9 protein-coding genes are annotated in these 12,125 nt (G+C 67.8%); 2 read left to right on the forward strand and 7 right to left on the reverse strand.

Features of this window, described 5'->3' with window-relative positions; all coding sequences use genetic code 11:
* Positions 1 to 2,538, forward strand: coding sequence for a DUF4394 domain-containing protein (locus QT386_RS17385; protein ID WP_289275009.1), 2,538 nt, complete (start codon positions 1 to 3; stop codon positions 2,536 to 2,538).
* 73 nt (positions 2,539 to 2,611) lie between these two features.
* Here the strand turns inward: QT386_RS17385 and QT386_RS17390 are convergent, their stop codons facing one another.
* The 7 genes from QT386_RS17390 to rnt all read right to left on the reverse strand — a co-directional run bounded on the left by QT386_RS17390 (position 2,612) and on the right by rnt (position 10,580).
* On the reverse strand, positions 2,612 to 3,007 hold the full coding sequence (locus QT386_RS17390) for a hypothetical protein (RefSeq protein ID WP_289275010.1): 396 nt from the start codon (positions 3,005 to 3,007) through the stop codon (positions 2,612 to 2,614).
* 20 nt (positions 3,008 to 3,027) lie between these two features.
* On the reverse strand, positions 3,028 to 3,993 hold the full coding sequence (gene lipA, locus QT386_RS17395; RefSeq protein ID WP_289275011.1) for a lipoyl synthase: 966 nt from the start codon (positions 3,991 to 3,993) through the stop codon (positions 3,028 to 3,030).
* 81 nt (positions 3,994 to 4,074) lie between these two features.
* Positions 4,075 to 4,848, reverse strand: coding sequence for a 1-acyl-sn-glycerol-3-phosphate acyltransferase (locus tag QT386_RS17400; protein WP_289275012.1), 774 nt, complete (start codon positions 4,846 to 4,848; stop codon positions 4,075 to 4,077).
* 11 nt (positions 4,849 to 4,859) lie between these two features.
* On the reverse strand, positions 4,860 to 5,648 hold the full coding sequence (locus QT386_RS17405) for a GNAT family N-acetyltransferase (RefSeq protein WP_289275013.1): 789 nt from the start codon (positions 5,646 to 5,648) through the stop codon (positions 4,860 to 4,862).
* A gap of 69 nt (positions 5,649 to 5,717) precedes the next feature.
* Positions 5,718 to 8,234: a glucans biosynthesis glucosyltransferase MdoH gene (gene mdoH / locus QT386_RS17410; protein ID WP_289275018.1), complete on the reverse strand. Its 2,517-nt coding sequence runs from the start codon at positions 8,232 to 8,234 to the stop codon at positions 5,718 to 5,720.
* A 21-nt stretch (positions 8,235 to 8,255) separates the two neighbouring features.
* The gene (locus QT386_RS17415) at positions 8,256 to 9,773 is read right to left on the reverse strand and encodes a glucan biosynthesis protein G (protein ID WP_289275014.1); all 1,518 of its coding nucleotides are present in this window, start codon (positions 9,771 to 9,773) and stop codon (positions 8,256 to 8,258) included.
* A gap of 117 nt (positions 9,774 to 9,890) precedes the next feature.
* Positions 9,891 to 10,580 (reverse strand): ribonuclease T, encoded by a 690-nt coding sequence (gene rnt / locus QT386_RS17420; protein WP_289275015.1) that lies wholly within the window; start codon positions 10,578 to 10,580, stop codon positions 9,891 to 9,893.
* A 168-nt stretch (positions 10,581 to 10,748) separates the two neighbouring features.
* On the opposite strand from rnt, the gene QT386_RS17425 reads away from it, so the two are divergent.
* Positions 10,749 to 11,963: an argininosuccinate synthase gene (locus QT386_RS17425; protein ID WP_289275016.1), complete on the forward strand. Its 1,215-nt coding sequence runs from the start codon at positions 10,749 to 10,751 to the stop codon at positions 11,961 to 11,963.
* Positions 11,964 to 12,125: the final 162 nt, after the last annotated feature.

Consider the following 12,125-nt stretch of genomic DNA (forward strand, 5'->3'; position numbering starts at 1 on the left):
ATGCAGAACAAAGGATTTACCCTGCGCGGCAGTCTGCTGCTGACGGCCATGGCAGGCCTGGCAGCCTGCAGCAGCGACAACAGGGAGTTCATCGAAGCGGCGCCCGGCGATACCTTCGTTGTCACATCCAGCGCCGCCGGCCAGCGGCTGCTCAGCTTCGATCGCGCCACGCCCGGCAGCCTGCGCACCGCCCGGGATATCACCGGCCTGGCCAGCGGGGAGCGCATCGTCGGCGCCGACTTCCGCCCTGCCGACGGCAATCTCTATGCAGTGACCAGTGCCAGCCGCGTGCTGCGCCTGAATCCTTCGACCGGCGCGGTCTCGGCGCCCGTCACGCTCAGCGTTGCGCTGGACAGCACCGCCACCGACTTCGGCGTGGATTTCAACCCGGTGCCGGATCGCCTGCGCGTGGTCAGCAATACCGGGCAGAACCTGCGCATCAACGTGGCCGACGGCGCCACCACGGTGGATGGCACGCTCAAGCAGGATCGTCGCACGGCGACAGTGCCGGATGTCTCCGGCATCACCGCCACGGCCTACACCATGAGCTTCAAGGAGGCCTGCCGCACGACGATCTACTACATCAACAGCGCCACCGGTAACCTGATGACGTCGGCCGATCCCAATGCGGGCACCGTATTCACGGTGGGCAGCCTGGGCCTGGGGGCTCCGGCAGCGGTCAATGGCTTCGACGTGCTGACCGGCACGGCGGCGGATGGCCTGCCAACCAATAGCGCCGTCGCCGTGCTCAGCGTTGCGGGGGTACCCACCTTCCACACCATCAATCTCAGCACCGGTGCGGCGACCGCCACCGGTGCGGTGGCGGTGAAAGCCGGCGAGCAGATCGTGGCACTGACCAGCCCGGTGTCGGCCTCGCCGACGAAGCAGGCGCGCGGTGAGCTGGTAGCCCTGACCGCCGGCAACAAGCTGGTGAGCTTCAACCGCGGTTCGCCCGCCAAGCTCTGCACGGCAGCTACCGACGTGACGGGTCTCGTCACCGGCGAGAGCGTGGTGGGTATCGACACGCGCCCCGCCACCGGCGAACTGTATGGCCTGACCGACGCCAGCCGCCTGGTGGTGATCAACCCGGATACCGGCGCTGCCACCGAGCGTGCGGTGCTCAGCACGGCCCTGCCGGCGGGTACCAGCTTCGGCGTGGACTTCAATCCGGTGCCGGATCGCCTGCGCGTGATTGCGGCCAACGGCGTGAACCTGCGGATCGATCCGCGGGCCGGCATCAATCCCAACGTGACCACTGATGTGCCGCTGTCCGGCGCCAGCACCGCCAACGTCACCGCGGTGGCTTACAGCAACAGCCTGCGCAGTGCCGCGGAGAACGTGAACAGCACAGCCAGCACCGCGCTATTCGGCGTGGACACCACGCGTGACCAGCTGGTGCGGATCGGCAGCGATCCGGCGAGCGGCGGTTCCTGCGCGCCGGTGGCCCCCGCGCTGCCGGATGCGGGCAACCCGAACTGCGGCGTGGTCGCCGATGTCGGAGCGCTGGGCGTGAATCTGGAGGCGGTGAGTGCCTTCGAGATCGACGGAGCCAATGGCGCAGCGCTGCTGGCGGGTTCCACGGCCGCTGCAACCAGTTCCCAGCTCTATACGGTGAATCTGGCAACCGGTGCCGCGGTCCTGGCAACCGGGGTGGCGGCGTCCAGCACCATCGGCGGCGGCGAGTTGATCCGCGGCCTGGCCCTGGTGCCGGCAGCCTTGCCGGGTGCGTCGGTCACCGTGTTCGCGCTGCTGGAGAACGGCACCGACCTGGTCAGCTTCCTGCCGTCCGCCGCGGCCACGCCCTCGGCGCCAGTGGCGATCACCGGCCTGGCCGGCGGTGAAACGCTGCTCGACATCGATTTCCGTGTCACCGGCAACGCGCAGCGCAATCGCCAGCTGGTCGGTGTCAGCAACCAGAACCGCCTTTACGACATCAATCCGGCGACCGGTGCGGCCACCAACGGCCGTGAGCTGAAGACGGCGGCGGGCGCGAACGTGGTGCTGAGCGGCGGCACGGCCCTGGACTTCAATCCGGTGCCGGACCTGCTGCGCCTGATCACCACCAGCGGACAGAACCTGCGCATCAACGTGGACTCGGCCACGGGCGTGACGATGGACAGCACCATCAGCGGTGCCACCACCGGCCTGATGGCGGCGGCCTACACCAACAGCTTTGTGGGTACCACGTCGACGGCCTTGTACGGTATCGACGCGGCTACCGGTGCGCTGGTGCGGGTCGGCGCCGATCCGGCGACCGGCGGCGCCTGCACCGCCCCGGCTGACGCAGGCAACCCGAACTGCGGCGTGGTCACCACCGTGGGGCTGCTGGGCGTGGTGACGCCGCCGCTGAGCCAGTTGGGTGACATGGACATCGTCGGCGGGCGTAACGGCTATGCCCTGGCGGCGCTGCAGCCCTCGGGCGGTGGCCTGTCGACCCTGGTGCGCGTCAACCTCGGCACTGGCGCGGCAACCACGCTGGGCACGATTGGCGCTGCGGGTGCGCCGGCGGTGCGCAGCATCGCGCTGCGCGTCCAGTAAGCGGAGCGGCAAAGACAAAGGGGCCGGCGAAAGCCGGCCCCTTTTTCGTTCAGCGCTTCACCAGCGGGAGGGATCAGTCCTCTTCCGGTGCGGCCTCGCCGCCGGGGCCCTCATCCTCGTCCAGTTCTTCTTCCAGCTTCGCCAGCTTGGCCAGGAAGCGCTTGAGGATGCGCTCGCCCACGCCTTCCTCCACCAGCAGGTGCGTGATGGCGTCGCGCAGGGCGTCGGCGTCGAAATGCTCGTGGCTCGGGTCGGTGATCTCGCCGATGTCCCCGATCTGGTCCCAGCCTTCTTCGATGCTGAACACCACCGGCATGATCGGCGGGTCCAGCTCCACCGACAGGAAATCGAAGCGGTGGGAAAAACCGTCCCAGGTGACCCACTGCGGCTCGCCGGAGTCCAGGTAGGTCAGGATCGCCTCGGCGCAGACGGCGGCAAACTTTTCGACGTGACTGTCTTCGATATCCATGGAAGCGGGGTAAGGCGGGTTCAGATGACGCCGTGGGCCTGCTGGTCGGCGTGATAGCTGCTGCGCACCATCGGGCCGCTGGCGACATGCTTGAAACCCATCTGCTCGCCGAGCACGCGCAGGCGCTCGAACTCGGTGGGATGCACGTAACGCGCCACCGGCAGGTGGTTGCGCGAGGGCTGCAGGTACTGGCCCAGCGTCAGCATGTCGACGTTGTGGGCGCGCAGATCACGCATGACCTGCTCGATCTCTTCGATCGTTTCCCCTAGGCCCAGCATCAGGCCGGACTTGGTCGGCACCTCGGGGTGCAGGCCCTTGAAGCGCTCCAGCAGGTCCAGCGACCACTCGTAGTCCGAGCCGGGGCGGGCCTGCTTGTAGAGGCGCGGCACGGTCTCGAGGTTGTGGTTGAAGACGTCGGGCGGTGTGTCGTTGAAGATCGCCAGCGCCGGGTCCATGCGGCCGCGAAAGTCGGGGACCAGCACCTCGATCTGCAGTGAGGGCGACAGCGCGCGGCTCTCGCGGATGCAGGCGGCGAAATGTGCTGCGCCGCCATCCCGCAGGTCGTCACGGTCCACACTGGTGATCACCACGTAGCGCAGGCGCATGTCGCGGATGGTCCTGGCCAGCTTGGCCGGCTCGTCTGCATCCAGCGGGTTGGGGCGACCGTGGGCGACGTCGCAGAACGGGCAGCGCCGGGTACAGATGGCACCCATGATCATGAAGGTGGCCGTGCCCTTGCCGAAGCACTCGCCCAGGTTGGGGCAGCTGGCTTCCTCGCAGACCGTGTGCAGGTCGTTGTCGCGCAGGGCCTTCTTGATGCGGGCCACCTCGGCGGACTCGCCCAGCTTGGCGCGGATCCACTCTGGCTTGCGCAGCAGGGTGGTGGAGGCCTCGATCTTGACCGGGATGCGCGCCATCTTGTCGGCGCCGCGCAGCTTCTCGCCCTGGACGATGGGTTTCACTGCGGGGGGAGGCGTGGTGCTCATGGGCGCTCGGGGATGAACCTGGGCCCTATTTTACAGCCCTTTGGGACAAGGGCGGCCCCACCCCGCCCAAAGGGCGGATTCTCAGGCTACTGCGGCTTCTTCCAGGGGCAGTTCGGCCAGCGGCAGGCCCGGGCTGACCCGGTCCCGCACGGCGGCCTGGGCGGCGGCGCAGAGGCTGTCGCGGTCCATGCCCTGGGACTGGATGGGGCGGCAGTAGGTCACCTCGGCCACCAGCTCCGGGGTGCGCAGGATGCGCAGGATGTGGCTGATCAGGTCGTCGTCGCCGATGAAGGGGGCCACGGCGGCTCCGTCCGGGGCGCGGCCGTAGCGGATCGCCACCGGCTGCACCGGGCAGCAGGCTTCAATGGCGGCGCCGAACAGGCGCGGGTGGAAGGGCAGCACGTCGCGGCCGTCGGTGGTGGTGCCTTCCGGGAACACGGTGATGTTGCCGCCGGACTGCAGATGCGGCACCAGCTGGTTCAGCAGGGGGCGGGCGCCGCCCTTGCCGCGGCGGATGTAGAAGGTGCCGGAGGCCTCGGCCAGCATCCCCGCCACCGGCCAGTCGCGCACCTCGGACTTGGACAGGAAGTGGGTGGCTTCGCAGGCGCCGATCAGCGGGATGTCCAGCCAGGAGACATGGTTGGCCACCGTGAAGCGGGCCCCCGTGGCCGGCTGGCCGCTGACGAACAGGCGGATGTTCAGGATCTCCAGCAGGATGCCGGTCCACCAGTGCATCAGGCGCGGGCCGTGCAGCCGGCGCGTGAAGTCCAGGCGCACCGCCGCCGCCAGCGCCAGGCCCACCGCGAGGTGGATGACCAGGCGCAGGCCGCGCAGCCAGGCGATCGCCGTGTTCATGCGGTGGCGGCTCAGGCGTGGCCAGCCGCGACAGGAGCGGCCTCCTCGGCGCCCTTGCCGAGGAAGTGGCGCGCGTAGCGCGGGTGCAGGTCCGTCACGTTCAGCAGCATGAACACGTCGGCGCAGTTGAAGTCCTGGTCCCAGTAGGGTTCGCCGCAAGCCTTGGCGCCCAGGCTGAGGTAGGCCTTGAGCAGCGGCGGCAGCTTGGGCTTCTCGGTGGGGCGGGCATCGGCTGCCGGCAGCGTGACGTAGGGACGCACGTGCTGGCCGGCCGGCGCCAGGTACTTGCCGCGGATCTGGTCGAGGATCGCGTGCGCGGTGGCGCCGCCGTCTTCCAGGCCGATCGAGGCGCAGCCGAACAGGTAGTCGTAGCCTTCGTTGGTGATGTAGGCGGCGATACCCTGCCACAGCGTGGCGATCACCGCGCCGCTGCGGTACTCCGCGTCCACGCAGGTGCGGCCGATCTCCATCACGCGGCCCGGCAGGCCGTTGATCATGTCCAGGTCGAACTCGCCGGCCGAGTAGAAGCCGCCGGCCAGGGCCGCGCGGTCGTCGGTGAGGATGCGCGTGCAGGCGATGATGCGGCCGGATTCCAGTTCGCGGACATACAGGTGACGGCAGTACGCATCGAACCGGTCGCGATCGACGCCTTCGGCGCCGCTGTCGATCTGGGCGCCGAGCTCGCCGGCGAAGATCCGGTAGCGCAGCTGCTGGGTTTCCAGCACTTCTTCCGCGGTCTCCGCAAAGCCCAGTTCAAAGCGGGGCTTGCGAGGCAGGTCACCATCGATGATTGCGGACATTCCGTTCGCTCCTATTTTGACGGAGCGAACTCTATGAACCGCGCGTTGAAGCTGTATTACGGCGTCATGTCAGTTCGGTGACGCTGGAGTCCATTCCGGCGATGCCTCCGGCGCGGTCCAGGTGAGACCGTGCAGGCGCGAAAGAGAGACCGGGTCCGACAGCAACAAGTTGCGTTCGGCGTCGTTCAGGCCCGAGGGACCCCGGGCCAGTGCTTTTTGCACGAGCAGGCTGCGATGGCGCCGCATCTCTTCCGGCTGCATTTCGCGCGGCATGCCGAAGGCGCAGGACAGGGCGTTGACCCGTGGGTCGGTCACCGCTAGGCGGAAGTCCGGCGGCTCGGTGCTGTTGCGGCGCAGGCCGGCGCGCAACCAGCGCAGTTCGCGCGGCGGGAAGGATTCCTCCGGGATCAGGAACAGGCGACGCTGGCGGAACCAGCGGCCGATGCTGGAGCGCGAGCTCCACACCGACACCGGGATGGCGATCACCAGGCTGCCGACCACCGGCAACAGCCACCACAGGAAGTCCTTGTCCAGGGTGTAGACATAGTAGCCCCAGCCCAGGCCCAGCACGGTGCCCAGGCCGTGGCGCTTGATCGCCTCGCCCCAGGGGGTGGCGGCGTCGTCGCGCGGCGGTGATTTCCACTGCACGGCGAAGCCCAGCAGGGCGCCGAGCACGTAGCGTGCATGGAACAGCATGCGCACCGGTGCCAGCACGGCGGAGAACAGCATCTCGAGCAGCAGGCTGGCGCCCAGGCGCCCGGGGCCACCGTGCAGCCGCAGGTCCTGGCGCCGGAACAGGATCAGTACGGCACTGAGGATCTTGGGCAGGAACAGCAGCGTCATGGTGGCGCCGAACAGGCGCATGGCCCATTCCGGGTGCCATTCCGGCCAGTTGGGGAACAGCTGGTAGGGCTCGGTGAAGTACTGCGGTTCCACGTGCACGCTCATCGCCAGCGCGGCGGTGGACAGGATCAGCAGCAGGAACCACAGCGGCGCCGACAGGTAAGCCATGACGCCGGTCATGAACACGGCGCGGTGGGCCGGGTGCAGGCCCGAGGTGAAGAACAGGCGGAAGTTCTGCAGATTGCCCTGGCACCAGCGCTGGTCGCGCTTGAGCTCGTCGAGCAGGGCGGGGGGCATTTCCTCGTAGGAGCCCGGCAGGTCGTAGGCGATCCACACCGACCAGCCGGCGCGGCGCATCAGGGCAGCCTCAACGAAGTCGTGCGACATGATGGCGCCGGACAGCGCGCCCTTGCCCGGCAGGCTGCCGAGGGCGCAGTGCTTCATGAACGGCGCCACGCGGATGATGGCGTTGTGGCCCCAGTAGTGGCTCTCGCCCAGTTGCCAGAAATGCAGGCCCGAGGTGAACAGCGGGCCGTAGACGCGGGTGGCGAACTGCTGGATGCGCGCATACAGCGTCTCGCGCCCCGCGGCACGCGGCGCGGTCTGGATGATGCCGGCCCCGGGGTTGGCCTCCATCAACTGCACCAGGCGCTTGAGGCAGTCGCCGGACATCACGCTGTCGGCGTCCAGGATGATCATGTAGCGGTACAGGCTGCCCCAGCGGCGGCACCAGTCGGCGACGTTGCCGGCCTTCTTCTTGATGCGATGGCGGCGCAGGCGATAGAAGATGTGGCCGAAGCCATTAACCTCGCGGCACAGCTTGAGCCAGGCATCCAACTCGGCGACGCGCACATCGGCCTTGGAGGTGTCGCTGAGGATGTAGAAGTCGAAGTGCTCGCGCACGCCGGCGCGGGCCAGCGAGTCGTAGGTGGCGCGCAGGCCGGCGAACACCCGCACCACGTCCTCGTTGCAGATCGGCACCAGGATCGCGGTGCGCGCCTTGGGCGGCAGCGGGGCCTCCGGCGCCGCCGAGGCCGAGATGGCGTACTTGTCCTTGCCCCACAGCAGCACCCAGAAGCCCATCATCGCGGTCCAGAAGCCGGCCGAGATCCAGGCGAACAGCACGGCGTAGACCACCAGCAGGGCCATCTCCAGGGTGTGGCGGCCGTGGTAGGGCAGCACCGCCATCATGAAGTAGCTGGCGATATAGGTCTGGGCCAGCACCAGGCCCAGCAGCAGCAGGCGACGGTTGCGGCCAGCGTTGCGCCAGGGTGCCTGCGTCACCGGGGAGTCGGGCACGAAGGGTTCGTCGCGCGACTGCAGATGCGGCTTTTCACGGCCCAGGCGGTCACCCAGCCAGTGCCAGAGGCGGCGCAGGGGACTGCGATCCCAGGGGCGGGGCACCATCGAGGCGCGGCGCATCGGCGGGGTGGTGACCAGGCGCATGCGGCCATGCCGGTCATGCTGGAAGGCATGCCCCAGGGCCTCGTCGCCACGGCGTGGGTGATCGGCGCCCAGGCGCTGCAGGCGGGCCTCCAGCGAACTCAGCGAGGGAGTGTCCGGCTGCGCGGGCTCACCGCCCAGGGCTTCATGCAGTTCGCTGAACACCGCGGCGGCGTCGGGCGTGGGGTGGCGCCGCAGCAGGGCGTCGGCGCGGATCCGCAGCCGTTCGGCCTCCTCCGGCGCCAGCGGCAGGCGGGAGAGGTAGTCGTCGACTCGGGTGCGCAGCGACTCGGCGTCCATCACGTGTGGATTCCGTAGCCCTTACTTCGGCTCGCCCGGCAGGATGTAGCTCCAGGTTTCGGAGAGCGTGTCCTTGTCGTTGCGCAGCACGGCGCGCATCTCCAGAGGCTTCTCCGGGTCCTGGCGCTTCACGCGCAGACTGATGCGCCAGCCGCCGGTGACGTTGTTGCGGTAGGTCTGGCGCTCCAGTAGTTCGCCGTTATCCCCCACCCAGATGCCGCCGACCAGCTTGGCGTCGTTCGGCAGGTCCGGCAGCGCGCCGCCCTCGAAGTCCACATGGAAGCGGATGCTGTCGTCGGGGCCGCGCATCAGGCCATGGCCGAAGCGGGACTGCACCACGCGGGCCAGGCATTCCGGCCGGGTTTCCTTGTTCTTCTGCCAGTGCAGCGTGTACTCCAGGTCCAGTGGCTTGCCCGGTGAGGGCAGTTGCTCCGGCACCCAGTAGGCCACGATGTTGTCGTTGGTCTCGTCCGGCGTGGGAATCTGCACCAGTTCCACCCGGCCCGGCCCCCAGTTGCCCTTGGGTTCCACCCAGGCGCTGGGGCGCATTTCGTAGTGCGCCTCCAGGTCCTCGTAACGCTTGAAGTCGCGGTCACGCTGCATCAGGCCGTAGCCCTTGGGGCCGCTGGTGCCGAATGAGGTGATCAGCAGGCGCCGCGGATTGGACAGCGGGCGCCACAGCCATTCCTTGTCGGTCTGCACCAGCAGGCCGTCGGAATCGTGGACCTCGGGGCGGTAGTCGGCATTCTGGTTGGGCTGGTTCTCGCCGAACAGGAACATGCTGGTCAGCGGGGCGACGCCGAGCTTGCCGACCTCTTCGCGCAGGTAGATGCGGCTCTTTACCTCGATCTGCGTGGTCTCGCCCGGCTTGATGCGGAACTGGTAGGCGCCGGCCAGGCGCTTGGAGTCCAGCAGCGCGTAGATCGTCAGCTCCTGGTCCCCGGTCTTGGGGGCCTGCACCCAGAACTCGTTGAAGTGCGGGAATTCCTCGCCGGACATCAGCCCGGTATCCACCGCCAGCGCGCGGGCCGACAGGCCGTAGCGCTGGCCCTTGCCCAGGGCGCGGAAGTAGCTGGCGCCCAGGAAGACGATCAGCTCGTCCTTGTAGGCCTTGGAGTTCAGCGGGAAGTGCGCGCGAAAGCCCGCGTAGCCCAGGTCCTTGAACTTGGACTTGTCGATGTTGTTGCGGCCGTAGTCGAAGTAATCCGGGTTGAAGCGGAACGGCGTGACGCCCTGCGCCGTGACCAGGTTGATCTTCACCTCCTGGTTGTAATACAGCCCGGGGTGGAAGAACTGCAGTTCGAACGGCAGCTTGGCCTTGCGCCACAGCGACTGGTCCTGCTTGAAGCGGATGTCGCGGTACTGGTCGTAGCCCAGGTCGGCCAGTTCCTTGGGCAGCCGGGTGTCCGGCTTCTCGTAGGAGCGCTCGGAGAGCGTCTGCGCTCGGCGTGCGACGTCGTTGAAACTGAACGCCTGCGCCGGCCCGGCCAGTGCCAGGGCGAGGAGCATGGTCAGCAGGCAGCGGGGCAGGGTCGGCATCAGGTTGGGGCTGGCTAAGATCCGGGGTTTGCGGGCGATTCTAAAAGAACGCAGGAGATTGCAGGTTGCGGCCTTGCTCCGGGCTTAACGCGGCCCGCCCGGCGCACGAGCCTTGGCTCACTCCGCGTCCCCGGCTTCCCCCGGTTCCTCGCCGCCAGCGCCGCCGTCGGCGGGGAGCAGGCCCTTGAGACGGTTGACCAGCAGGCAGAACAGATCGGCGGTCTTCTCGGCGTCGTAGATCGCCGAGTGTGCCTCGCTCTGGTCGTGGCCGAGTCCGGCCAGCTGCAGCGAGCGTGCCAGCACGGTCTGGCCCAGCATCGCGCCGGCCAGGGTCACGGTGTCGAAGGCCGAGAAGGGGTGGAAGGGGCTGCGCTTGATGCCGGTGCGGGCAATGGCGGCATTGAGGAAGCCCAGGTCGAAATGGGCGTTGTGGCCGACCAGGATGGCGCGGGTGCAGCCGTTCTCCGACACCGCCTGGCGGATCGGCTTGAAGATATGGGCCAGGGCCTCGGTCTCCGGCCGTGCCAGGCGCAGAGGGTTGTCCACCTTGATGCCGTTGATCTCCATCGACGCCTTCTCCAGGTTGGCGCCGGGGAAGGGGGTGACATGGGAGAACACGGTCTGGCGCCGCACCAGGTCACCGTTCTCGTCCACGCCCAGGATCACGGCGGCGATCTCCAGCAGGGCGTCGGTCTGGGCGTTGAACCCGCCGGTCTCCACGTCCACCACCACGGGCAGGAAGCCGCGGAAGCGATGGCCGAGCTTGGGCGGCCGGGGGGAGGGGGCAGGGGCGGTCTGATCGTTCAAGTTGGGTTCCAGATAGGGCGTGCGCGGACCTTCGGGGACGCGCGGTCCGGTATTTTCCCCGATTCCGGGGGCGCCGTGGGGTGGCGTCTGCGTCTGGCGGCCCCCTTCCGGTCAAATTTCAGGCAAAATCCGCGCGCTTTTTCCTCGATCCCGGTTCAAGAAGAAACCATGAGCAACGTGCGCAAAGTCGCGCTCGCCTATTCGGGCGGGCTGGATACCTCCGTCATCCTCAAGTGGCTGCAGGATACCTACAACTGCGAGGTGGTGACCTTCACCGCCGACATCGGCCAGGGCGAGGAGCTGGACCATGTGCGTCCCAAGGCCAAGGCCCTGGGCGTCAAGGAGATCTTCATCGACGACCTGCGCGAGGAGTTCGTGCGGGACTTCGTGTTCCCCATGTTCCGCGCCAACGCCATCTACGAGGGCGAGTACCTGCTGGGCACCTCGATCGCCCGCCCGCTGATCGCCAAGCGCCTGATGGAGATTGCCGCCCAGACCGGCTGCGACGCCATCGCCCACGGCGCCACCGGCAAGGGCAACGACCAGGTGCGCTTCGAGCTGGGCGCCTACCACTTCGACCCCAGCATCAAGGTTATCGCGCCCTGGCGCGAGTGGGACCTGACCTCCCGCGAGACCCTGCTGGCCTACGCCGCCAAGCACAAGATTCCCATCACCAAGAAGAAGGGCGGCGGCTCGCCCTACTCGATGGACGCCAACGCGCTGCACATCTCCTACGAGGGCGGCGGCCTGGAAGATCCGTGGTGGGTGCCGGATGACTCCATCTGGCGCTGGACCAAGAACCCTGAAAACGCGCCCAACACGCCCGAGTTCATCACCATCAAGTTCGAGAAGGGCGATGCGGTGGCCGTCAACGGCAAGCGCATGAAGGCCTACAAGATCCTGGCCACGCTCAACGAACTGGGCGGCAAGCACGGCATCGGCCGCCTCGACATCGTCGAGAACCGCTATGTCGGCATGAAGTCGCGCGGCTGCTACGAGACCCCGGGCGGCACCATCCTGCTCAAGGCCCACCGCGCCATCGAGAGCCTGTGCCTAGACCGCGAGCAGGCTCACCTGAAGGATGAGCTGATGCCGCGTTATGCCAAGCTGATCTACAACGGCTACTGGTTCAGCCCCGAGCGCCTGGCCCTGCAGGCCCTGATCGACAACACCCAGGAAAAGGTGAACGGCGAAGTGCGCCTGAAGCTGTACAAGGGCAACGTCTACAACGCCGGCCGCCGCTCCAAGGACTCCCTGTTCGATGCCCGCGTGGCCACGTTCGAGGACGACAAGGGTGCTTACAACCAGAAGGACGCCGAAGGCTTCATCCGCCTTAATGCGCTGCGTCTCCGGACCGGTGCGAAGCGCGACCGGAAGGCGTAAAGGCACCATAGTCCCCTCTCCCGCTTGCGGGAGAGGGCTAGGGAGAGCAACTGTCTTAAGGGGTCGCCAGTTCGGTCTGTTGGAGGAGGAGTTCGTCTCGACGCCTGGCATTGAGGATCACCAGGAGTTTGCGCATGCAGGCGACCAGGGCGACCTTGCCGG

The sequence above is a fragment of the Solimonas sp. SE-A11 genome (assembly GCF_030345715.1).
Classification (GTDB): Bacteria; Pseudomonadota; Gammaproteobacteria; order Nevskiales; family Nevskiaceae; genus Solimonas_A.